Consider the following 23237-nt stretch of genomic DNA (forward strand, 5'->3'; position numbering starts at 1 on the left):
CGGCGACACGCCGTGGGCTAGCGGTGGGTGAAGTGCGGCTTGCGCTTCTCCGTGAAGGCGGTCATGCCCTCCTTCTGGTCCGCCGTCGCGAACACCGCGTGGAACAGGCGCCGTTCGAAGCGGACGCCTTCGGTGAGGGTCGTCTCGAAGGAGCGGTTGACCGACTCCTTGGCCATCATGGCGACCGGCAGGGACATGCCCGCCACCGTCTCGGCGACGGCCAGCGCCTCGCCGAGCAGGTCGTCGGCCGGGACGACCCGCGAGACCAGCCCGGCACGCTCGGCCTCCTCGGCGTCCATCGTGCGGCCCGTCAGGCACAGCTCCATGGCCTTGGCCTTGCCGACGGCGCGGGTCAGGCGCTGCGAGCCGCCGATGCCGGGGATGACGCCCAGCTTGATCTCCGGCTGGCCGAAGACGGCCGTGTCGGCTGCGAGCAGGATGTCGCAGAGCATGGCCAGCTCGCAGCCCCCGCCGAGGGCGTAGCCGGAGACGGCGGCGAGCGTCGGGGTGCGCACCTGGCCGAGCCGGTCCCAGGCCGTGAACCAGTCGCTGAGGTACATGTCCAGGTAGTTCTGCGGGCTCATCTCCTTGATGTCGGCGCCCGCGGCGAACGCCTTCGCGGAGCCGGTGAGGACGATGCAGCCGACCTCCGGGTCCCGGTCGAGGGCCTCGGCCGCGGCGACGACCTCGCGCATGACCTGGAGGTTCAGCGCGTTCAGGGCCTTGGGGCGGTTCAGGGTGAGCAGGGCCACCCTGCCCTTGCGTTCCACGAGGATCGTCTCGTACGAGTCCGTGGTGGCCGTGGGATCCGTGGTGGCCGTGGGGTCGGTCATGAGTCCTTGTTCCTCTTGTCGTCGGCGAGTCGCTGTCCGGAGCGCTCCCTGATGGCCCGGACGATCCCGGAGAAGTCCTCGTCCGCTCCGCCGCCCTCGGCGAAGGCGGCGTACAACGCGGCGGCGCGCAGGCCGAGTTCGGCGTCGACGCCGCCCGCGCGCACGGCGTTCGCGGCGAGGCCGAGGTCCTTGGCCATCAGGGGCGCGGCGAAGCCAGGGCGGTAGTCACGGTTGGCGGGCGAGCCCGGGACAGGGCCCGGTACCGGGCAGTTGACGCTCAGCGCCCAGCACTGGCCGGACGCGGTGGACGCCACGTCGTACAGCGCCTGGTGGGAGAGGCCGAGGCTCTCGCCGAGGACGAAGGCCTCGCTGACGGCGATCATGGAGACGCCGAGGATCATGTTGTTGCAGATCTTCGCGGCCTGTCCGGCGCCCGCCGCGCCGCAGTGCACGGCCTTCTTGCCCATCGCGGCGAGCAGCGGCTCGGCCCGCGCGAACGCGGCCTCGTCACCGCCGACCATGAAGGTGAGCGTGCCCGCCTCGGCGCCCATGACACCGCCGGAGACGGGGGCGTCCACGGCGAGGTGCCCGGCCGCCGCCGCCGCTTCGTGGGCGGCCCGCGCGTCGGCGACGTCGATGGTGGAGCAGTCGACGAAGAGGGTGCCAGGCCGGGCGGCCGCGAGCAGCCCCTCGTCCCTGTAGAGGGACAGGACGTGACGTCCGGCGGGCAGCATGGTGACCACGATGTCGGCGTCGGCGGCGGCCGCGACGGCCGAGGGAGCGGCCTCGACGCCCGCGGCGACGCCGGCGTCCACGGCGTCCGGGACCAGGTCGTGGCCGACGACCCGGTATCCGGCCTTGACGAGGTTGGCGGCCATCGGGCCGCCCATGTGGCCGAGGCCGACGAAGGCGATGACGGGGCTCACCAGGGCACCTCCTGCGGGGAGCGGTCGGCGGCGAGGGCGAGTTCGCGCGCGCCGAGCGGGGCGAAGTAGCGGGCCACGTCGTCGTCGGTGACGTCGGCGAGGGTGGCCGGGGACCAGCGGGGTTCGCGGTCCTTGTCGACGACCTGGGCGCGGATGCCCTCCACGAGGTCGGCGGAGGCGAGGGCGGCGCACGACACGCGGTACTCCTGCTCCAGGACCCGCTCCAGCGGGCCGAGCTGCCGGGCCCGGCGCAGCGAGGACAGGGTGACCTTCAGGGCGGTCGGCGACTTGCTGTGCAGGGTCTCGGCGGCCTCCTTGGCGGCCTGCGCGCCGTGGTTCTGCAGCCGGTCGACGATCTCCTCGACGCCGTGTGCCGGGTAGCAGGCGTCGATCCACGCGCGCTGGTCGCCGAGGACGCCGGGCGGGGCTTCGGCGACGTACCGGGCGAGGACCTCGCGCACCGGATCGGACGCGAGGTCCGCGACGAGGCGCGGCAGCAGGCCGGAGGGGACGAAGTGGTCGGCGAGCCCGCACAGGAGCGCGTCGCGGGCGCCCAGCTGCTGGCCGGTCAGGGCCAGGTGGGTGCCGAGCTCGCCGGGGGCGAGGCCGAGCAGGTAGGTGCCGCCGACGTCCGGGACGAAGCCGATGCCCGTCTCCGGCATGGCGATGCGGGAGCGCTCGGTGACGATACGGACGCCGCCGTGCGCGGCGACGCCGACGCCGCCACCCATGACGATGCCGTCCATGACGGCGACGTACGGCTTCGGGTAGCGGGCGATGCGGGCGTTGAGGTGGTACTCGTCGCGCCAGAAGTCCGCGGAGGCGCTGCCGCCGGTGCGGGCGTCGTCGTAGATGGCGCGGATGTCGCCGCCCGCGCAGAGGCCGCGCTCCCCCGCACCGGTGAGCACGACGGTCTCGACGGCCGGGTCGTGCTCCCAGGCGGCGAGGGCCTGATCGATGCGGCGGACCATGGTGTGGGTGAGGGCGTTCAGGGCCCGGGGCCGGTTGAGGACGATGTACGCGGCGCGGCCTTCGGTGCGCAGCAGCACGGGGTCGTCGGCGGGCGCCGGGGCCGCGGCGGCTTCGGCGGGCGTCATCGCAGCGCCCCCGTCAGACCGCGGGCGACGATCAGGCGCATGATCTCGTTGGTTCCTTCCAGGATGCGGTGGACGCGCAGGTCGCGCACGAGCTTCTCGATGCCGTACTCGGTCAGGTAGCCGTAGCCGCCGTGCAATTGCAGGGCGCGGTCGGCGACCGAGTGACCGGTGTCGGTGGCGAACTGCTTCGCCATGGCGCACAGTTGGGGCGCCTGCGGGTCGCCCGCGTCGAGGGCCTGGGCGGCCTGGCGGACCAGGGCGCGGGCCGCCGTCAGCTCGGTCGCCATGTCGGCGAGCTTGAACTGGAGCGCCTGGGAGTCCAGGAGCCGGGCCCCGAACGCCTCGCGGTCGGCGAGGTAGCCGAGGCTGCGGTCGAGGGCGCTGCGGGCGCCGCCGAGGGAGCAGGCGGCGATGCCGAGGCGGCCGCCGTTGAGGCCGTTCATGGCGATGCGGAAGCCGTTGCCCTCGCCGCCGAGCAGCCGGTCGGCGGACAGCCGCACGCCGTCGAGGATCACCTGCCGGGTGGGCTGGGCGTTCCAGCCCATCTTCTGTTCGTTCGGGCCGAAGGACAGGCCTTCGTCGTCCCGCTCGACGACGAACGCGGAGACGCCCCCGGGGCCGCTGTCGCCCGTGCGGGCCATCACGATGTACACCTGCGAGGCGCCGGCTCCGGAGATGAACTGCTTGACGCCGGTCAGGACGTAGGTGTCGCCGTCGCGTTCGGCGCGGGTGCTGAGCGCGGCGGCGTCGGAGCCCGCGCCGGGCTCGGTCAGGCAGTAGCTGCCGAGCCAGTCCATCGACGTCAACGCCCCGAGCCAGCGGGCGCGCTGGGACTCGTCGCCGTACCGGTCGATCATCCAGGCGACCATGTTGTGGATGGAGAGGTAGCCCGCGACGGACGGGCAGCCGGAGGCGAGGGCCTCGAAGACGAGGACGCCGTCGGCGCGGGTGAGCCCGGAGCCGCCCGCGTCCTCGGCGACGTACATCCCGCCGAGGCCGAGGTCGGCGGCCTTGCGCAGCACCTCCACGGGGAAGTGCTTCTCCTGGTCCCAGGCCAGGGCGTGCGGGGCGAGGTGCTCCTGGGCGAAGTCGAGGGTGGTCTCGACGATGGCGAGCTGGTCCTCGGTGAGCAGTGCGCTGGTCATGGCGGTCATCCCATCGTCGGGATGGTGAAGCTCGCGCCTTCCTTGGCCCCGGAGGGCCAGCGCGAGGTGACGGTCTTGGTGCGGGTGTAGAAGCGGATGGAGTCCGGTCCGTGCTGGTTGAGGTCGCCGAAGCCGGAGCGCTTCCAGCCGCCGAAGGTGTGGTACGCGACGGGGACCGGGATGGGCACGTTGACGCCGACCATGCCGGTGTCGACGCGGCGGGTGAAGTCGCGGGCGGTGTCGCCGTCGCGGGTGAAGAGCGCGACGCCGTTGCCGTAGGGGTGCTCGGTGGGCAGCCGCAGAGCTTCCTCGTAGTCGGCGGCGCGGACGACGGACAGGACCGGGCCGAAGATCTCCTCCTGGTAGATCCGCATGTCGGGGGTGACACGGTCGAAGAGCGAGGCACCCGCGAAGAAGCCGCCCTCGTGGCCGGGGAGGGTGAAGTCACGTCCGTCGACGACGAGTTCGGCGCCCTCCTCGACGCCGAGGTCGACGTAGGAGCGCACGCGGTCGAGGGCGTCGCGGCTGACGAGGGGGCCGAAGTCGGCCTCGGGGTCGTCGGAGCGGCCGATCCGCAGCGCGCCGATGCGGTCCTTGAGGCGGGCCACCAGGGCGTCGGCGGTGGCCTCGCCGACCGGAACGGCCACGGAGATCGCCATGCAGCGCTCGCCCGCCGAGCCGTAACCGGCGCCGATCAGCGCGTCCACGGCCTGGTCGAGGTCCGCGTCCGGCATCACGATCATGTGGTTCTTGGCGCCGCCGAAGCACTGGGCGCGCTTGCCGTGGGCGGCGGCGGTGGCGTAGATGTGCGCGGCGATGGGCGTGGAGCCGACGAAGCCGAGCGCCTCGACGCGCGGGTCCTCCAGGAGGGTGTCGACGGATTCCTTGCCGCCGTTGACGACGTTCAGGATGCCCGGCGGCAGGCCCGCCTCCAGGAAGAGCTCGGCGAGCCGCAGCGGCACGGACGGGTCGCGCTCGGAGGGCTTGAGGATGAAGGCGTTGCCGCAGGCGATGGCGGGCGCGGCCTTCCAGAGGGGGATCATCGCGGGGAAGTTGAACGGCGTGATGCCGGCGACGACGCCGATGGGGCGGCGCAGCGAGTGCACGTCGATGCCGGTGCCCGCGTTGTCGGTGAACTCGCCCTTGAGCAGGTGCGGGATGCCCGCCGCGAACTCCACCACCTCCAGGCCGCGCTGGAGGTCGCCGTGCGCGTCGGCCACGGTCTTGCCGTGCTCGGCCGACAACAGCCGGGCCAGCGACTCGCGTTCGCCCTCCACGATCCGCAGGAACCGCAGCAGGACGCGGGCGCGGCGCTGCGGGTTCCACTCGCCCCACTCGCGCTGGGCCTCGGCCGCGTCGGCGATGGCCGCCTCGGTCTCGGCGCGGTTCGCGAGCGGGACGCGGGCCTGTATCTCGCCGGTGTTCGGGTCGTACACGTCGGCGAGCGCGCCCGATGTTCCCGGGATGTGCTTGCCGCCGATGAAGTGGGTCAGTTCACGGACCATGGGGCCTGCTCTTTCGTCAGGTGGGATCCGGGGACGGGCGCGCCCGACCGGCCGTCGGCGCCATGCGCGGGCATGCCGGATCGACGGACGGAAGAAGGGGACGCGAACGGCCGAGGGGCCGTCAGACAGCGGGGGTTGTCGCTCGCATCGGATCACCGGGGTCGTGAGTGCGCACCGGGGCCATGCGTGTCTGCTCCATCCTCGTGGACAACACGGAACACCCCGCGGCCGGTATCCTGACTCCCGGATCGGCGCCCGTTCTCCCGCCTTCCCAACGGACTTCTCCGTCAGTGGCGTTGTTGCACGCGAGAACGCACTCCCCGGTCACAGTGGCGGGACCGCGCCGGATTCACACCGGCTTCCCTGCACCGCGGGCTTGTCCACGAACATATACTTGGACTTCCTAGTAAGTCCACAGCGGACGGGTTCCCACTCGCCGCGGGAACCCCCTGTCCAACTCCTACTGGAGTCCCAGGCCCCCAGTTCGGCGCGCACGACCCCGGCCACGGGGTCGGCGCCGTAGTGGACGCCCGCGAGGTCGGCGGCGCGGTCCAGGACGGGGCGGGTCTCGTCGATCTCGTAGAGGTTGTCGACGCCCTGGAGCGGGTGCGGATGTCGGCGGTGCGCAAGGGGTGCTCCGGGCGGGGCTCGAAGGGCTGCACGGACCGCGAGGCGTGGGGTGTGCGGTGCGGTGGCGCGTGGTGGCGTGAGGTGTGCGGCTGAGGATGGGGGCTGTGGGGGCTGCGGTCCACGGGGTGGCGGGCTGCGGGGACTCTGCTGCTACGCGGGCGGCGCCAGGATCTCCGCGCGCCCGGGGTGGCGCGGGCCCAGGAAGACAGCCGTGCTGTATCCGTTCGGTGCGGGGTGCGTGGCCTGTCGCCAGCCGAGCCGCTCGTAGAAGCGGACGGCGGCCTCCGCCCTGACGGATGTCAGCAGCCAGCAGCGCCCGCCGGGCGCGTCGCGCGTGACCTCTTCGAGGAGCGTACGGCCGAGGCCGCGGCCGTGCGCGCCGGGCGTGACGGCGAGTTCGTCGACCTCCAGGCCGCCGCACAGCCAGGCGGCGGTGCGCTCGGCGCCGAGGGCGGCGCGGACGTGGGGGTAGGAACGCGTGACCGGCAGCGGGGTCTCGGACGTCCAGGCGGTGGCGAAGCCCAGCACGCGGTCGCCCTCGAGGGCCACCGCGCCGACGAAGCCGGGGCGCTCGGTGTCGCCCGCGAGGCGGTCCAGGTAGACGTCGGCCTCCGCGGGGTCGGAGTGCCACGGGGGCTCGGCGAAGGCCTCGGCGTAGACCTGCCGGATGCCGTCGCGGTGGGCGAGCAGACCGGGTCCCGGCAGGCGAAGTATGAGTGCGTCGGTCATCGGGCGGCCCTCGCGCCCTCTCGCGCGGTCCCGCCCGAAGCCTCTTGCGCGGTCTCGCCCGAGGTCAGCACCCATGCCGACGTCGCTCGGCCTCCGTCTCGCACGTGTCCTCGACCCGCCTTCCGTCCGGCTTGCGCCCGCCGTTCGTTCGCACCTGTCGCCCGTGCGCGCATCGGCGCCTACTGCGGATCAATAGTAGTTGCAGACAATGTGCAATAAGGATCGGGCCCGCAGCCGCTCCCCCGTCGCCTCAGCCCCGGGCGTTCCGGTCCAGCGCCCCTTCCACCAGCTCGCGCGCGTACGCCGTCGACAGGCCGTCGGGCCGGAACAGGATGCGGTACATGACCGGCGCGACCACGTGGTCCATGACCGCCTCCCGCGCCGGGAGCCCGTCCTCGCCGCGTCGGCGGGCACGGTCGAGGACGAGGTCGACCTGGGCGGCGGCGTAGGCGGAGCACTGCCCGGCGTTGCCGCCGTCCGGGTCGCCGAGGAGCGCGTCGCGGATGTAGGCGCGGCCCGCGGTGGACGCCATCTCGTCGAGGAACTGCTCGGCCCAGGCCGTGAGGTCGGCCCGCAGGGTGCCGTGGTCCGCGGGCTCCGTGTCGGGCCGCAGCCGCTCGACGGCCACATCCGACAGGAGCTCCTGGAGGTCGCCCCAGCGGCGGTAGATCGTCGACGGGGTGACCCCGGCCCGCGCGGCGACCAGCGGGACGGTGAGCGCCGCGCGACCCCGCTCGGCCTCCAGCTCGCGGACGGCGGCGTGCACGGACGCCTGCACGCGGGCGCTGCGGCCGCCGGGGCGGGCCATGGGCTTGGGACTCATGGCGCCACCTTAACGCTAATTTCTAGCTTCTACGCTGGCGAGCGCGCGGGATCCCCCGGCATCGGCCCGGACCCTCCAGGGGTCGCCGCAGCCACCGGCCCCGCCCCGAGAGCACCCGCGTCCGGTGCGAGCCGCCCCGCGTCCGCCCGCGTGGCCTCGTACGCGCGCCCGACCCGCAGCACCGCCCCCTCCCCCAGCGGCCGGCCGATCAGCTGCATGCCGACGGGCAGGCCGCCCTCGCCCCGCCCGACGGGCACGGACAGCGCCGGTACGCCGGTGATGTTGGCGGGCGCCGACAGCCGGACGTAGCTGTCGGACACGCTCTCCACGCAACCGTCGGCCCACTGCACGGACTGCTGCCCGGCGGGCACGGCGGTCAGCGGCACGGAGGGCGCGACGACGACGTCGACCTCCGCGAGGAGCCGCGCCCAGGCCCGGCGCATCAGGGTGCGGGCGCGCTGGGCGCGCACATAGTCGCCGGCGAGCAGGAGTTCGCCCGCCTCAAGGAGGACGCGCACGTCGGGGGCGTACAGCTCGGGTGTCGCACGGAGCGTCCCCTCGTGGTAAGCGGTGGCCTCGGGGACCATCAGGCCCCACTGGACCGCCTGGACATAGCGGGTCATCGGAATGTCCACGTCGACGAGTTCGGCCCCGAGGTCGCGCAGCCGGTCGACGGCGTCGCGCACGGCGGACTCGACGTCGGGGGCGACGCGGTCGAAGTAGTAGGTGCGCGGGACGCCCACCCGCAGTCCGGTCAAGTCGGCCTCGCCGTACGGGGGATGCGACTCGCGGGGCGCCGGGAGGCCGGCCGGGTCGCGCGGGTCGCGGCCGGTCAGGGCGGCGAGGACGAGGGCCGCGTCGTCGACGGTGCGGGTGAGGGGGCCGACGTGGTCGAGGGACCACGACAGCGAGGTCACGCCGCTCCGGGGCACCAGGCCGTACGTCGGCTTGAGTCCCACGACGCCGTTGAGGGCGGCGGGGACCCGAATCGAGCCGCCGGTGTCGGTGCCGATGGCGAAGGTGGCCGCGCCGGACGCGACGGCGACGGCGGAGCCGCCGCTCGATCCGCCCGCGACGCGGCCCGCGTCCCAGGCGTTGCGGGTCTGCGGGGTCGTCAGGCCGTAGGCGAACTCATGGGTGTGGGTCTTGCCGAGCAGGACGGCGCCCGCGTCCGCCAGGCGGGCCGCGACGGCGCTGTCCTCGTCGGCGACATGACCGGCCCGTACGGCCGAACTCGCGCTCGTGGGCTGCCCCTTGACGTCGATGAGGTCCTTGAGGCCCAGCGGGATGCCGTGCAGCGGGCCCCGGTGGCGCCCCGCGGCGATCTCGGCGGCGGCCTCGGCGGCCACCCGTCGCGCCTCGGCGGCGCGAAGGCTCACGAAGGCGCGCAGTCGGCCCTCGACGGCGTGGGCGCGCTCCAGGACGGACTCGGTGAGCTCGACGGGGGACAGCTCCTTCGCGCGGATCGCCCTAGCCGCGTCGGCGAGGGTCAGCTCAAACGGTCGCATCGGACACCTCCAGGTCCAGCGGGCCCACCAGGTCCAGCGGTTCCACCGGCTCCACGGCGTAGGTGGCGGCGGGCGGCACGTCACCGAAGTCCAGTTCGCGCAGGGTGGCGACGACGGCCTGGATGTGGTTCGCGGTGGCGGTCACGGCGTCCAGGCGGTCGCTCGCCAGGGGGAGCCCGGCGCGGCGGGCCCACTGGGCGGCCTGGTGGGGAGTGAGGCCTTCGGGCCCGGGGGCCTCGGGCGTCGGAGCCTCGGACGTCGGGGCCTCGGGGGTTGTGGCCTCGGGGGGCATGGGTTCCTCCGGGTGTGGGACGGGCGCTTCCGGGCGCCACTAAAGCTAATGGCTTGCGTTAGTGGAACGTAGCGCCTAACGTCCCTTAACGCAAAGGGATTGCTTTTAGTGATTCACCGCCCGCCCGAAAGGCCCCCCGTGCCCTCGCTGCCTCCGTCACCCCCCGCCCGGAACCTCGACGCCACCCCCGGCCCTGGCGCCGCCCGGAACCCCGACGCCACCCCCAACCCCGGCGCCACCTGGAACCTCGGCGGCATCACCGCCCACCGCGTCGACGAGGTTGCACTGCCGCCCGAGACGGGGCCCTGGCTGCTGCCCGCCGCCACCCCGGACGTCGTCGCCGACGCCCCGTGGCTGCGCCCGGACTTCGCCGACGGCGCGGGCACGCTCCGCCTCAGCAGCCACAGCTTCGCGATCACCCTCGGCGGCCGTCGCGTGCTCGTCGACACGGGCATCGGCAACGGCAAGGAGCGCGCCAACCCGGCCTGGCACGACCTCGACACCGACTACCTGGAACGTCTGGCCCGCGCCGGTTTCGCGCCCGACTCCGTCGACCTGGTCGTCCTCACCCATCTGCACGCCGACCACGTCGGCTGGAACACCCGCCTCGAGGGCGGCAGTTGGGTCCCCACCTTCCCCAACGCCCGCTACCTCACGGCCCGTGCGGAGTGGGACCACTGGACGGCGGCGGACCTGGAGCCGCCCCGGCGCCAGATGTTCCGGGACTCCGTCCACCCGATCCGGGACGCGGGCCTGCTCGACCTGATCGACACCTCGGCGGGACCGACCGAGCCCGTACCGGGCCTGCGCCTCCTCCCCACCCCCGGCCACACCCCCGGCCAAGTGGCCGTGGAACTCCACGGCGACCACCTGACCGCCCTGATCACCGGCGACGCCGTCCACCACCCCGTCCAGCTGGCCAGGCCCGACATCGGCTCCTGTGTGGACATCGACCCCGCCCTCGCCGAGCACACGCGGCGCGCGCTGCTCGCCTCCGTCGCGGACACCGACACCCTGCTGCTCGGCAGCCACTTCGCCGCGCCGACCGCGGGCCGGGTCGCCACCCAGGAGGGCACACCCGTTCCGAACTCGGCGTTCCGCTTCAACTCCGCATTGGCCCAGACCTATTGACGAAAGGTCTATACCTACTTACCGTCTGCCGCATCACGTCCCATCCGCAGCAAGGCCTCCCCGAGGGAGCACGCCATGATCGGTCGGTCGGTACGTCTGTTGGGAGCGGCCATCGCGCTGGCCTTCGCGGCGCAGCTGCCGGCCGCGGCGGTGCCGGATGCGCCCAGTGCGCCCCGCACGCCCAGTACGTCGAAGGCACCGCGGGCGGACACCTGCGCGGTGAAGTCGAGACCCGCGGGCAAGGTGCTCCAGGGGTACTGGGAGAACTGGGACGGCGCATCGAACGGCGTGCACCCGCCGTTCGGCTGGACCCCGATCACCGACTCCCGCATCGGCGCCCACGGCTACAACGTGATCAACGCCGCCTTCCCGGTGATCCGTTCCGACGGCACCGTGCTGTGGGAGGACGGCATGGACGCCACCGTGAAGGTGGCGACGCCCGCCGAGATGTGCCAGGCCAAGGCGAACGGCGCCACGATCCTGATGTCCATCGGCGGCGCGACGGCCGGGATCGACCTCAGCTCCAGCAAGGTCGCGGACCGCTTCGTCGAGACGATCGTGCCGATCCTGAAGAAGTACAACTTCGACGGGATCGACATCGACATCGAGACGGGCCTGGTCGGCAGCGGCAACATCAACCAGCTCTCGCCGTCCCAGTCCAACCTCATCCGCATCATCGACGGCGTCCTCGCCAAGATGCCGCCCGAGTTCGGCCTGACCATGGCCCCGGAGACGGCCTACGTCACCGGCGGCAGCGTGGTGTACGGGTCGATCTGGGGCGCGTACCTGCCGATCATCAAGAAGTACGCGGACAACGGCCGCCTGTGGTGGCTCAACATGCAGTACTACAACGGCAGCATGTACGGCTGCTCCGGCGACTCCTACTCCGCGGGCACCGTCCAGGGCTTCGTCGCGCAGACGGACTGCCTCAACAAGGGCCTGGTGATCCAGGGCACGACCATCAAGGTCCCTTACGACAAGCAGGTTCCCGGGCTGCCCGCGCAGCCGGGCGCGGGCGGCGGCCACATGTCGCCCGGTCTGGTGAGCCAGGCCTGGCGGAACTACAACGGCGCCCTGAAGGGCCTGATGACCTGGTCGATCAACTGGGACGGGTCGAAGGGGTGGACCTTCGGGGACAACGTGAAGGCGCTACAAGGGCGTTGAGGCCCCTTACAGCGTCCAGGCTCGCTGGTTGAACCGAGCCGGTGAGCCGATCGGCGGTCAGCGGTCAGCGGTCAGCGGTCAGCGGTCAGCGGTCAGGCTCCGGCCGCCGGTCACGTGCGTGTGACGCGTATGCGTATGCGTACGCGTCACACACGCTCCGTGCGCACCACGTGCTCCAGGCGTTCCGCGTCAAGGGCGCGTCATGACCGTGCCGTCGCGCGTCAGGCCCCCGCCAACGCGGGCCGTGCGCGGGCGCGCCAGGGCGTGTCCTGGTGGCTCGAAGACCGTGGAGCAGACCACGGGGGCGTACGGCGAGATGGTCGGGGATGGCTGGTGGCGAGGAGCGGACGGCCGGACGGCGCACATCACCACCTGCGAGGAGCGCCACCATGTCTCCACTCGACCCCGCCGAGGCCCCGGAGCCTTCCGAACCGGACCGGCCGGAACGGCTGAGGAGGCGTCATGACTGCGCGGTCGTGGGTCCCGCCGGAGTCGTCGGCTACCGGGTGCTCTCGGTGAAGCGCACCGTGTGAACACCGTGTGGCAGCGGCCCCGGCGGCATCCCTGGGCCGTTGACGGGGTCGAGAGTCCGGTGCCCAGCTGTTCGCATGTTCCCCTCGCTGCCGCTGGTCTCACGCGGCCACATCGACTTCTGTCGGGTGTGGTCGGTCGCGTGTCCTTCCTCCTGACCCGGCAGTCGGCCGTCTGACAGGTGCTCAGACGCTGGGGCCTTTCGGACGAGGCCGTGCCCGCATCGGAGGTGAATCCGCGGGGGCTGCGAAGAGCTCATGAGTCGTCGTTGCTGTGGCTCAAGCTGTTGTACAGGTGAGGGTGATGAATCCTGAGGTGATCAACGATCAGGGACGCCATCACCGCGGAGGAATCGACCGCCAGCCACCCGAAGAGGAGCGCGGACTGCTCCGGATCGAGCCGGGGCAGGTCCCGGTCGAGCAGCGCTCCCAGGACGAGCGTGAGACGCCGGGCGGCCGCCGTCGACAGGCTGAGGACCGGCACGGCCGCACCGATCCTGCGGTACAGGTCCATGACCTCCCGCGCTTCCAGCTCCGGGCCCCGCAGCCACAACCGCAGCAAGTCGTGCACGGCAGAGGTCGCGGGTCCCGTCCCGCCACCGCTGAACGTCGTCACCATGGGCCCCAGCGACTCGAACAGCGGCCGCAACGCCTGGAGCGCGACACCGTCGTTCGTCCCGGCCGAGACATCCATCTTGTGCCAGATCTCGTTCCAGTACGTGCGGTGCCAGACCGTGTGCCCCTCCTCCCAGGGGGCCCGGTAGAGCCAGTAGGCGTCCACCGGCTCCGGCGCCTGCAACTCACCCCGTTGGACGGCGACTTCGAGATCCCGCTCGTGCCCCTGCCTGGTGCGCCGGACGCGGAGCGAGACCGCGAGGTCGGTCCACTCCGCCTCGTTGAGGGAGGAGCGCCACAGCAGCGCGTGCCGGTGCCAGGCGCTGCCCACGTCGCCCGCCGTCGGGAACAGCGCGCCGGCCGTCGTGCCGCCGGTCAGGAGCAGGGCGAGCACGACCAGGTTCGCGCTGTAGATCCCGTGCCGGGAGGCGACGCGGATGCGCCGCGGCAGATACGTCGCGTACGGCTGCTCGGAGCGCAGCTCGCGTTCTCCCATGGCCCGTATGACCAGCCGCCCCAGCGCGGCCCGTTCCTCCTGCGGGATGCGGGCGACACGGGCACGGGCGAAGTGCAGCATCTGCCGGGAGAAGAGGGGCGCGTAGGAGAGGAGGGCGAACATCAAGTCGTCGTTGAGCGGTTCGCGGCCCGTCGAGAGGGCGGGGCGGTGGTCGAGGAGGCCGGACACGAGCCGTACAGCGAGGCGGACCGCCAGGTACTCCCCGAACGTGGCGTGCAGGAACTCGTAGGTCGACAGGGTCCGGCCGTCCCTGATCGACTGCGCCCGCTGCACGAAGAAGAAGCGCCCGAAGGCCGCCTCGGCTTGCCCCAGGGGTGCGCGCAGCCCGGAGGGCCGTGTCGCGGCCCGCCCGATGAGCGCGTCCAGGTCCTCGTCCAGCTCGGCCGTCGACACCCACTGGCGCCGCCGGTTCAGGATCGCGAAGGCCACCAGGGAGAGCCGTTCCAGCTCCTCCTCGACCCGCTGCTCCACCTCGTGGCCGGAGATCCGGATGTCCTTGGTCACCTCGCGGCGGGCGAAGGAGCCGAGCAGCGCCTCGTAGAGGTCGGCCTCGTCCAGGGGGCGTTCGTCCTCGCCCCGCAGGTCGTTGCCCGCGGCCTGGTACAGGGCGAGCATGGTGAGGAGCAGTGGCTGTCCGGCGAGGGCGCGGTGCGGGGCGACGGCGTCCCAGGTGAGCGGTGGCAGCCGCATGGCCTGGAAGTTCATGGCGTTGGTGAGGTTCCACTGCTCGATCCAGAGCTGGATCTGCTCCCGCTGGAAGGGTTCCAGACGCAGGGCGACGGTGCCCTGCGGATAGCGGGCCCGGTCGGCGACCGCGGTCCGGCTGGTGACCACGGCAAGGACCGGGCGCCCCTGCTCCGCCTCGCGCTCCTGGAACCGGGCCACCCGCACCAGGAAGTCGTTCTGGTGCACCCCGGTGGTCTGCAGGAGTTCGTCGAAGCCGTCGAGCAGGACGACCGGCACCGCCGCGCCCGCGGAGCGCACCAGGTCGGGCCAGGTGGTGCGCTCACCGGTGGCCTCGCGGATCGCCTGCTCGATCTGGTCCTGCACCTCGTCGTCCGCGCGCACGTCCCGCAGCGCGACCCGCACCGGCAGGAACCCCGCCGCGGGCAGCCGGGCCGCGAGGATCCGCATCAGCACGGACTTGCCGGCGCCCGGCTGGCCGAGCACGAGCAGTGGCGCGGCCGTCAGGCCCTCCGACGTCAGGGCTCCGGCCAGGTACTCGGTCAGGTCCTGCCGGACCGGGGCGTGCGCCCACCACTCCTCGTCCGCCGGGCTGCCCTGTCCGTCCACGGCCCGCACCCGGAAGTCCGGGTCGAGGTAGGCCTGGGCCAGGGTCGGGACCAGGATGCCCTCGGGGGCCTCCTGGGCGTCGAGGATCCGCTGCTCCAGCGCGGACTGGTGCGCCCGGGAGAGGGCGCCGGCGACGTCCACGGGCCGCTGGCGCAGGGCAGCGCTCTCGGCGAGGGACCGCTCCAGGCCGACGAGCGCCCGGCGCAGTTCTGCGCGCGTGGCCTGGTGCTCCACCTGCCCCGACCAGAAGCCGAACTCGGGTGCTTCGAGGGCGAGGCGCGCGTACAGCTCCTCGTACTCCTGGACGGCGAGCCCCGGCACCGCGACACGCAGGGTGCGGGCCGCCGTGTCGCTCTCGGCGTCGTCGAGGCCCTCCCACACGGCGAGCCCCCGCAGGAAGTCCACCATCCGCATCGCCAGGTGCTCGTACCAGCCGCGGAGTTCACCGACGTGCTTCTCGTAGGGCAGGTGCGGAGCGGGGCGGGGCGCGTCGACCTGCGCCGTGTCCTGCGTGAAGCCGTCGCCCGCGGGGATCCCGCCACCGGCCACCAGGAGCTGCTCACGCCGGGTCAGCGCCACCTCGTCCAAGGAGAAGGGCAGTTCGGCCTTCTCCAGGGCGTCGAAGAAGGCGAGCACGACGATCACGGTGTGGGCCGCCTCCAGGACGGCGGCGCGCTCCACCCGGCCGTCGGCGCGTCCGAGGCGCTCCCCCAGGCCGCGCCAGGCGTCGCGCCCCAGGCCGAGCACCCGCCCCCGGGCGTCGAACATGCCGAGGACGCCGCCGCTGAGGCCGCCGGTGGCCAGATTCAGCGCGCCGCCCAGCGCGCGGTCGAGCGCCGCCACAGCGGGCGGATCCCCGCCCAGGAGCGTCAGCGCGTCCCCGAACGACAGCAACCTACGCGGCGTCAACAAGTCCCCCCGAGCGTGCGCTCCATGGTCTTCGGGATCAGCCTGACACGAATGGAGCACCCGGGACCCCGGTTCGCCGCGCATCGGCGGACGGTCCGCTCCAGCAGCGCGCATCGACGGAGCGAGCCCTCTTGTTGCCGGTCGGGGCATCTGCTTGACTCCGCCCGCCGGAGCGCCACCTCACGGGCGGAGGAGCCTGATGGACATCACCCGCAGACGTCTGCTGTCCGCACTGTCGGCGGCGGGACTCCTGGCCGTGGTCCCGGCCGGCCCGGTGAGCGCGGCGGCCGCCGCCGAGGGCGCGGCCCGGCTGCGTGCCAACACCGTGGCGGTGTTCGCGGGGACGCCCGAGTCCAACGCCCGGCCGGAGACGGCCGCGAAGATCGCCGCCGTCGACAGGGCGGCGCGGACGAACCTGAAGGCGATGGACGACGCGGGCGCGGGCGAGTTGTTCGCCGGCCTGGCCCTCGGGACGGACGACGCGAACCTCCACACGGCCTATCGGTGGCTGTACGAGATCGCCCTCGCCACCCGCGTCCACGGCGGCGGCCTGCACGGGGACGCGGCCGCGCGGCGTCGCGTCATCGAGGGCCTGGTGTGGCTCCACGAGCGGTACTACGGCGATCAGTCGAAGGGCTATTACGGCAACTGGTTCACCTGGGAGATCGGCATTTCCCAGCAGGTCAGCAAGACCCTGGTCCTGCTGTACGACGAGGTGCTCGCCCAGCGCCCGGACCTCGTGCGCACCTACGTCGCCTCCATGGACGCCTATCTGCGCAACGGCAAGGACGGCGACGTGAACCTCGACTCGCGCTTCCACACCGGCGCGAACCTCGCGGACATCACCACCAACCGCGTCCTGCAAGGGGCGCTCCTGGACGACACCGCCCGGATCCGCAAGGCCCTCACCGACCAGCTGACGGTGTTCGCCACCATCGACCCGTACCGCCTCGAGCACGGTGTCACGGACGGCTACTACGCCGACGGCTCCTTCATCCAGCACGCCTCCGTGGCGTACACCGGCTCCTACGGCAAGGGGCTGCTCGCCCGGGTCGTGCAGACGCTGAAGATCCTCGACGGCACGGGCTTCGCGCACGGCGAGGAGCTGGTGCCCGTCGTGCACGGGTGGGTGCGCAACGGCTTCGCGCCGCTGATCTTCGAGGGCTGGATGATGGAGATCGTCAAGGGGCGGGCGGTGTCGCGGACCGACTCCGGTTACACGGACGTCGCCGTCGTCGTCGAGGCCGTCGTCGACCTCTCCTCGCTCGCCGCCGGCGCCGTGTCCACCGCCCTCAAGAGCTACGTGAAGCACATCCGCGAGACCTCCCGCGCCGCCCTCGACCCGGCCCGCTTCGTCTCCCCGGTCAGCGTCGTGCGGTACGCCGACATCCTCGCCGACGCCTCCGTCCCGGCGGCCGACCTCAATCCCGCCGCGCGCAGCGTCGCCTTCAACGCGATGGACAAGACCGTGCACCGCAGACCGGGCTACGCCTTCGCCCTGTCCCGCAGCTCGGCGCGGATCAGCAAGTACGAGTACATGAACGGCGAGAACCTGATGCCGTGGTTCCAGGGCGAGGGCGCGCACTACCTCTATCTGGCCGGGCAGGACCAGACCCGGGCGTACGGCGTGGACTACTTCACCACGGTGTCGCCGTACGCGCTCGCGGGCGTCACGGCACCGACGGAACAGCGGCGCACAGTACCGGAGTTGTACGGCAAGCCCTACTACGACAACCCCGGGCACCCGCTGAAGTTCACCTCCTCGTCGGAGTCGCAGAACACGTACGTGTACTTCCCGCGCGGCACCCACGCGCACTCCGGCGGCGCGGTGCTCGGGGCGTACGGCGCGGCCGGGATGGTGCAGTCGAGCGATGTCGCCTTCCGGGACCGGGAGTTGCTGCCCGACGACTTCGTGGTCCACCGCAACGCGGCCGCCACCAAGTCGTGGTTCCTGCTCGACGACGAGATCGTGGTCCTCGCGGCGGGCGTCGGGGACCCGGCCGGGCGCGCCGTGACGACGACTGTCGACGCGCGGATCGCGGCGCCCGACGACGCGGTGTCCGTCACGGGGACGCGTGCCGACGGGCGGCCCTGGTCGGGGCCAGGCACGGCGGAGCTGCGCTGGCTGCGGTACGCCAACGCCACGCAGGGCACCGCCGTCGGTTATCTCTTCCTCGACGCGCCGCCGGTGCGGGTCGCCCTGGACCGGGTGACGCGCAGCCGTCGTGTCGTGCGCACCGCGAACCCGGACACGGCGGTGACCCGGCAGGTCCTCGGCGTGTCGGTGGACCAGGCGGCCGGGGCGCGCCCGATCGGCCTCGCCTACGCGCTGGTCCCGAACGCGGACGCGTCCCGGCTGCGGTCGTACGCGAAGCGGCCGCTGCGCGTCCTCGCCAACTCCGCGCGCGTACAGGCCGTGTCCCACCGGGGCCTCGGACTCACGGCCCTCAACACCTTCACGTCGGGCCGCCACGAGGTCGGTGCCCTGCGCGTCGAGGGCCCGTCGTCCCTCCTCGTCCGCCGCCCGCCGGACTCCGGCCTCACGTCGGTCGCCGTGTCCGACCCGACCATGGGCCGGGACACGGTCAGCGTGCTGCTGCGGGGGCGGCGGCTGCGGAAGGTGACGGCGGACGAGGGGGTCCGGGTGCAGGCGGTGCCCGGGGGTACCCGGATCGACGTCACCACGCGTCACGCGTACGGGCGGAGCTTCACGGTGACGTTGCGGGGGCCGCGCTGACCCGGTCGCGCGTCAGGCGGCCACCGTGTCGTGGTGGATCGGTGTGTGCGCCCCGCGCAGGGGCGCCCCCGTCCCGCCCCGCCGTGCGGCGACGATCTCCGCCGCGATGGACAGCGCCGTCTCCTCCGGCGTGCGCGCGCCGAGGTCGAGGCCGATGGGCGAGTGCAGCAGGGCCAGCTCGCCCTCGGTGACGCCGGCCTCGCGCAGCCGGGCGTTGCGGTCCTCGTGGGTGCGCCGGGACCCCATGGCGCCGACGAAGGCGACCGGCATCCGCAGGGCGTGCACCAGCACCGGCACGTCGAACTTGGCGTCGTGCGTGAGCACGCACAGCACCGTGCGCGCGTCGGTCTCGGTGCGCTCCAGGTACCGGTGCGGCCAGTCGACGACGATCTCGTCGGCCTCGGGGAAGCGGCCGGGTGTGGCGAAGACGGCCCGGGCGTCGCACAAGGTCACGTGATACCCGAGGAACTTGCCCGCCCGCACCAGCGCCGCCGCGAAGTCCACCGCGCCGAACACGATCATGCGGGGCGGCGGCACGCTCGACTCGACGAGCAGGGTGAGCCCGCCGGGGCAGTGCGCGCCGTCCTCGGACACCTCCACGGTGCCGGTCCGGCCCGCGTCGAGCAGGGCCCGGGCCTCGGCGGCGGCGGTGCGGTCCAGGCCCGTGGCGCCGCCGAACCCGCCCTCGTACGTGCCGTCGGGCCGCACCAGGAGCGAGCCGCCCCGCAGGTCGTCCGGGCCGCGGGCGACCCGCACGAGCGCCGCGGTGCGCCCGTCGGCGGCCGCCGCGAGGGCGGCCGCGAGGACGGGGCGGTCCGGGGCGTCGACGCCGACCGGGGTGATGAGGATGTCGATGACGCCGCCGCAGGTCAGGCCGACGGCGAAGGCGTCGTCGTCGCTGTACCCGAAGCGTTCCAGGACGCTGTGGCCGTCGTCGAGTGCCTGGGCGCACAGGTCGTAGACGGCTCCTTCGACGCAGCCGCCGGACACCGAGCCGATGACGGTGCCCTCGCGGTCGACGGCGAGGGCGGCCCCCGGCGGGCGGGGCGCGCTGCCGCCGACGGCAACGACGGTGGCCACGGCGAACTCGCGGCCCTCCGCGGTCCACCGGCGCAGCTCGTCGGCGATGTCAAGCACGGGTCCCGCCCTCGGGCACGGCGCCCGCCCTCAGCACCCGGTCGGGGCGGATCGGCAGTTCGCGGTGGCGGACGCCGGTGGCGTGCCAGACCGCGTTGGCGATGGCGGCGGCCCCGCCGACGATGCCGATCTCACCGATGCCTTTGATGCCGACGGGGTCGCCGGGGGCGGGTTCGCCGATCCAGTCCGCCTCGATGACGGGGACGTCGGCGTTGGCGGCGAAGTGGTAGCCCGCGAGGTCGCCGTTGGCGAGGGCGCCCGAGGTGCGGTCCCTGATGGCCTCCTCGTGCAGCGCCATGGACAGGCCCCAGGTCATGCCGCCGACGAGCTGGCTGCGGGCGGTGAGGGGGTTGACGATGCGTCCGGCGGCGAAGATGCCGAGCATGCGGCGCACCCGCACCTCGCCGGTGCCGACGTCGACGGCGACCTCGGCGAACTGGGCGCCGTAGGAGTGCCGTTCGAGCTGGGACTGCGCGCCGATGGCCTCGGTGGTGTCGGAGCGCACCGTGATGCCCTCCGGCGGGATGTCCGCTCCGGGGGCGAGGCGTTCGCGCAGTTCGGTGATGGCGGCCAGGACGGCCCATGACCACGAGCGGGTCCCCATGGAGCCGCCGGACAGCCAGGCCTGGCCGAGGTCGCTGTCGCCGATCCGCACCCGGACCCGCTCGACCGGCACGTCGAGGGCGTCGGCGGCCACCTGGAGGAGCGCGGTGCGGGCGCCGGTGCCGACGTCGGCCGCGTTGACGCGCACGGTGAAGGTGTCGTCCGCCTCCGCGGTGACCGCGGCGGTCGAGGGGGCGGCACCGGCGGGGAAGGTGGCCCCGGCCGTGCCCGTGCCGATGAGCCAGCGGCCTTCGCGGCGCACGCCGGGGCGCGGGTCACGGTCGGCCCAGCCGAAGCGGCGGGCGCCCTCGTGGAAGCAGGCGAGCAGGTCGTTGTCCTCGAAGGGCAGGCCGGTGACAGGCCCGACGGTGGGTTCGTTGCGGGCACGCAGCTCGATCGGGTCGAGGCCGCACCTCTCGGCGAGCTCGTCGAGCGCGGACTCCAGGGCGAACGACCCGGGTGCCTCTCCCGGCGCGCGCATGAACGTCGGCGTGGGCACGTCGAGCGGCACGACGTGGTTGGCGGTGCGGTGCGCGTCGGCGTCGTACAGGGCGCGGCCGAACGCGCTGCTCGCCTCGACGAACTCGGTCAGGGTCGAGGTGAGCGACACCCCGTCGTGGTCGAAGGCGCGCAGCCGCCCCTCGGCGTCGGCGCCGAGCCTGACCCGCTGGCTCGTGGGGCTGCGGTAGCCGATGAGGGAGAACATCTGCCTGCGGGTCATGACGACGCGCACGGGGCGTCCGATGACGGTGGTCGCCATCACGGCGAGCACGTTGTGGGCGCGGGCCATGGCCTTGGAGCCGAAGCCGCCGCCGACGTGCTCGGAGCGCACGTGCACCGACGCCGGGTCGAGCTGGAACAGCGTGGCGATCTCGCCCGCCGTCGCGAACGTGCCCTGGCTGGAGTCGACGATCTCCAGGCGGCCGTTGTCCCAGCGCGCCATCGCCGCGTGCGGCTCCATGGCGTTGTGGTGCTGTTCGGGAGTGCTGTAGCGCTCGTCGACGAGCACGGCGGACGCGGCGAGCGCGGCGTCCAGGTCGCCCTTCTCCGTGACCGCGGGGCCGATGGCGGTCGCCTCCGGGGTGTAGCGCGCGGGGTGGTCGGCATGGAAGTCGACGTCGTGCGGCTCGGTGTCGTATTCGACGACCAGCGCCTCGGCGGCCTCCCTCGCCTGCTCGGAGGTCTCGGCGACGACGAACGCCACCGGCCAGCCGATGTGCGGCACCCGGTCGCGCTGGAGGATCTCGGCGACCGGGTCGGGCCCGAACTGTCCGACGAAGTTCTCCTGGAGCCGGGGCGCGTTGCCGTGGTGGAGGACGGCGAGCACGCCGGGCATCCGCAGGACGGATTCCTCGTCGACGGAGCGGACGCGGCCGCGGGCGACGGTGGACCCGACGATCCAGCCGTGGGCGAGTTCCGCGTAGGGCACCTCGCCCGAGTAGCGGGCCGCGCCGGTGACCTTGGCGAGTCCCTCGACGCGGGTGTGCGCGGCGCCGACGGCGCCCTTGCCCCGGGTCGTTCCGGTGGCGGTGGTCATCGTGCGGCCCCCTCGGTCGCTTCGGTCAGCTCGCTCAGCAGGGCCACGGTCAGGTTGCGCAGGAGCGGCACCTTGTAGCCGTTGTCGGACAGGGGCTCGGCGGCGGCCAGTTCGGCGTCCGCGGCGGCGGCGAAGGCGGTGGCCGTGGCCGGGCCTCCGGTGAGGGCCGCCTCGGCCGCCCGCGCCCGCCACGGCCGCGACGCGACCGCGCCGTAGGCGAGGCGCACCTCGCGTACGACGCCGTCCTCGACGTCGAGCGCGGCGGCGATCGAGCCGATGGCGAAGGCGTACGAGGCGCGCTCGCGGACCTTGCGGTAGCGGGAGTGGGCGGCGACGGGGGCGGGCGGCAGGGTGACGCCGGTGATCAGGGCGCCGGGCGGCAGCGCGGTCTCGCGGTGCGGGGTGTCGCCGACAGGCAGGTAGAAGTCCGCCAGGTGAGTCTCGCCGGGCCCGTCGGCGGTCTCGTACGAGATGACCGCGTCGAAGGCCGCGAGTGCCACCGCCATGTCGGAGGGGTGGGTGGCGACGCAGTGCGCGGAGGCGCCGAGGATCGCGTGGTTGTGGTGCTCGCCGTCGTGCGCGGAGCAACCGCTGCCGGGCACGCGCTTGTTGCAGTGCCTGGCCGTGTCGGTGAAGTAGCCGCAGCGGGTGCGCTGGAGCAGGTTCCCGCCGACGGTGGCCATGTTGCGCAGCTGCCCGGAGGCGCCCGCGAGGACGGCCTGGGTGAGCGCGGGGTAGCGGCGGCGGACCTCGGGGTGCGCGGCGAGGTCGCTGTTGGTGACGGTCGCGCCGACCCGCAGGCCGCCGTCGGCCGTCACCTCGATGCCGTCCAGGGGCAGTTCCCGTACGTCGACCAGGAGCGCGGGCCGTTCGACGCCGGACTTCATCAGGTCGACGAGGTTGGTGCCGCCGCCGAGGAAGCGGGCCTCGGGGTCGGCGCCGAGCAGGGCGACCGCTCCGGCGACGTCGTGGGCGCGCTGATATGCGAACTCCCTCATGCCGCCGCCTCCTTGGCCTCGGCGCCGTCGGCCCGCATGTCCTCGGCCGCGCGGGCGACCGCCCGCACGATGGACACGTACGCGCCGCAGCGGCAGAGGTTGCCGCTCATGCGTTCGCGGATCTCGTCCGGGTCGAGCGGCGGGGCCGCCTCGGGCCGGACGTCGGTGGTGGCGGCGCTCGGCCAGCCCGCCGCGTGCTCCTCGATGACGGCGATGGCGGAGCAGATCTGGCCGGGGGTGCAGTAGCCGCACTGGTAGCCGTCGAGGTCGAGGAAGGCCTGCTGGACCGGGTGCAGCCGGTCGCCGTCGGCGACGCCCTCGATGGTGGTGATCTCGCGACCGTCGGCGGCGACGGCGAGCTGCAGGCACGCCAGGCTGCGGCGGCCGTCGACGAGGACCGTGCAGGCTCCGCACTGGCCCTGGTCGCAGCCCTTCTTGGTGCCGGTCAGGTCCAGGCGCTCGCGCAGCGCGTCGAGCAGGGTGGTGCGGTGGTCGACGGGAAGGGTGTGCTTCTCGCCGTTGACGTTCAGGGTGATGCCGCTGGACGTCGTGGTGGCGCCGGGCGTCGGTGGAGCCAT

The 23237-nt window shown here is 73.3% G+C and carries 19 protein-coding genes and 1 riboswitch; of the genes, 5 read left to right on the plus strand and 14 right to left on the minus strand.

The annotated features are described in order from the left end of the window. Positions 1-17 precede the first annotated feature (17 nt). Genes QUY26_RS01935 through QUY26_RS01955 form a run of 5 tightly spaced genes read right to left on the minus strand, consistent with a single transcriptional unit; the run spans position 18 to position 5506 of the window. A complete protein-coding gene (locus QUY26_RS01935) occupies positions 18-833 on the minus strand; it encodes an enoyl-CoA hydratase (RefSeq protein WP_289943348.1) in 816 nt (271 codons plus the stop codon). Continuing rightward, entirely contained in the window at positions 830-1759 is a 930-nt protein-coding gene (mmsB, locus tag QUY26_RS01940; protein WP_289943349.1) for a 3-hydroxyisobutyrate dehydrogenase, read from the minus strand. Before mmsB ends, QUY26_RS01935 begins: the two co-directional genes overlap by 4 nt. Further along, positions 1756-2856, minus strand: a complete 1101-nt coding sequence (locus tag QUY26_RS01945; RefSeq protein WP_289943350.1) for an enoyl-CoA hydratase/isomerase family protein — start codon at positions 2854-2856, stop codon at positions 1756-1758. The genes mmsB and QUY26_RS01945 overlap by 4 nt, the downstream gene beginning before the upstream one ends. Beyond that, positions 2853-4001 carry an acyl-CoA dehydrogenase family protein gene (locus tag QUY26_RS01950; protein WP_436840249.1) on the minus strand — a complete coding sequence of 383 codons (1149 nt, stop codon included), beginning with the start codon at positions 3999-4001 and terminating at the stop codon, positions 2853-2855. The genes QUY26_RS01945 and QUY26_RS01950 overlap by 4 nt, the downstream gene beginning before the upstream one ends. Positions 4002-4006: 5 nt before the next feature. Further along, a complete protein-coding gene (locus QUY26_RS01955; protein WP_289943352.1) occupies positions 4007-5506 on the minus strand; it encodes a CoA-acylating methylmalonate-semialdehyde dehydrogenase in 1500 nt (499 codons plus the stop codon). 209 nt (positions 5507-5715) lie between these two features. Next, positions 5716-5894, minus strand: a riboswitch (cobalamin riboswitch). Positions 5895-6028: 134 nt separating this feature from the next. Between QUY26_RS01955 and QUY26_RS01960 the strand changes: the two genes are divergently transcribed. Then, entirely contained in the window at positions 6029-6229 is a 201-nt protein-coding gene (locus QUY26_RS01960; protein ID WP_289943353.1) for a hypothetical protein, read from the plus strand. A gap of 57 nt (positions 6230-6286) precedes the next feature. Here the strand turns inward: QUY26_RS01960 and QUY26_RS01965 are convergent, their stop codons facing one another. From QUY26_RS01965 to QUY26_RS01980, 4 genes are all read right to left on the minus strand, one after another. Continuing rightward, positions 6287-6865: a GNAT family N-acetyltransferase gene (locus tag QUY26_RS01965; RefSeq protein ID WP_289943354.1), complete on the minus strand. Its 579-nt coding sequence runs from the start codon at positions 6863-6865 to the stop codon at positions 6287-6289. A 250-nt stretch (positions 6866-7115) separates the two neighbouring features. Next, positions 7116-7688 carry a TetR/AcrR family transcriptional regulator gene (locus QUY26_RS01970; protein WP_289943355.1) on the minus strand — a complete coding sequence of 191 codons (573 nt, stop codon included), beginning with the start codon at positions 7686-7688 and terminating at the stop codon, positions 7116-7118. A gap of 29 nt (positions 7689-7717) precedes the next feature. Next, the gene (locus tag QUY26_RS01975; protein WP_289943356.1) at positions 7718-9196 is read right to left on the minus strand and encodes an amidase; all 1479 of its coding nucleotides are present in this window, start codon (positions 9194-9196) and stop codon (positions 7718-7720) included. Next, on the minus strand, positions 9183-9488 hold the full coding sequence (locus QUY26_RS01980) for a hypothetical protein (RefSeq protein WP_436840250.1): 306 nt from the start codon (positions 9486-9488) through the stop codon (positions 9183-9185). The genes QUY26_RS01975 and QUY26_RS01980 overlap by 14 nt, the downstream gene beginning before the upstream one ends. 255 nt (positions 9489-9743) lie before the next feature. Here QUY26_RS01980 and QUY26_RS01985 point away from each other — a divergent pair, with 255 nt between their 5' ends. From QUY26_RS01985 to QUY26_RS01995, 3 genes are all read left to right on the plus strand, one after another. Continuing rightward, positions 9744-10619, plus strand: coding sequence for an MBL fold metallo-hydrolase (locus QUY26_RS01985; protein WP_289955400.1), 876 nt, complete (start codon positions 9744-9746; stop codon positions 10617-10619). 75 nt (positions 10620-10694) lie between these two features. Continuing rightward, a complete protein-coding gene (locus QUY26_RS01990) occupies positions 10695-11783 on the plus strand; it encodes a chitinase (RefSeq protein ID WP_289943357.1) in 1089 nt (362 codons plus the stop codon). Positions 11784-12172: 389 nt separating this feature from the next. Continuing rightward, positions 12173-12316 carry a hypothetical protein gene (locus QUY26_RS01995; protein WP_289943358.1) on the plus strand — a complete coding sequence of 48 codons (144 nt, stop codon included), beginning with the start codon at positions 12173-12175 and terminating at the stop codon, positions 12314-12316. A gap of 253 nt (positions 12317-12569) precedes the next feature. Here QUY26_RS01995 and QUY26_RS02000 read toward each other — a convergent pair whose 3' ends face one another. Then, entirely contained in the window at positions 12570-15647 is a 3078-nt protein-coding gene (locus tag QUY26_RS02000; RefSeq protein ID WP_289943359.1) for an NACHT N-terminal helical domain 7-containing protein, read from the minus strand. A gap of 199 nt (positions 15648-15846) precedes the next feature. Between QUY26_RS02000 and QUY26_RS02005 the strand changes: the two genes are divergently transcribed. Further along, positions 15847-18384, plus strand: a complete 2538-nt coding sequence (locus tag QUY26_RS02005) for a polysaccharide lyase family 8 super-sandwich domain-containing protein (protein WP_289943360.1) — start codon at positions 15847-15849, stop codon at positions 18382-18384. Between the two features lie 12 nt (positions 18385-18396). Here QUY26_RS02005 and QUY26_RS02010 read toward each other — a convergent pair whose 3' ends face one another. The 4 genes from QUY26_RS02010 to QUY26_RS02025 are packed head-to-tail and all read right to left on the minus strand — an operon-like array spanning position 18397 to position 23237. Beyond that, a complete protein-coding gene (locus QUY26_RS02010) occupies positions 18397-19521 on the minus strand; it encodes an XdhC family protein (RefSeq protein ID WP_289943361.1) in 1125 nt (374 codons plus the stop codon). Continuing rightward, a complete protein-coding gene (locus QUY26_RS02015) occupies positions 19514-21661 on the minus strand; it encodes a xanthine dehydrogenase family protein molybdopterin-binding subunit (protein ID WP_289943362.1) in 2148 nt (715 codons plus the stop codon). The genes QUY26_RS02010 and QUY26_RS02015 overlap by 8 nt, the downstream gene beginning before the upstream one ends. After that, positions 21658-22659: an FAD binding domain-containing protein gene (locus tag QUY26_RS02020; protein ID WP_289943363.1), complete on the minus strand. Its 1002-nt coding sequence runs from the start codon at positions 22657-22659 to the stop codon at positions 21658-21660. Before QUY26_RS02020 ends, QUY26_RS02015 begins: the two co-directional genes overlap by 4 nt. Then, the gene (locus tag QUY26_RS02025) at positions 22656-23237 is read right to left on the minus strand and encodes a (2Fe-2S)-binding protein (protein ID WP_289943364.1); all 582 of its coding nucleotides are present in this window, start codon (positions 23235-23237) and stop codon (positions 22656-22658) included. Before QUY26_RS02025 ends, QUY26_RS02020 begins: the two co-directional genes overlap by 4 nt.

Origin of the sequence: Streptomyces flavofungini, from assembly GCF_030388665.1 — a bacterium.
Taxonomy (GTDB): Bacteria; Actinomycetota; Actinomycetes; order Streptomycetales; family Streptomycetaceae; genus Streptomyces; species Streptomyces flavofungini_A.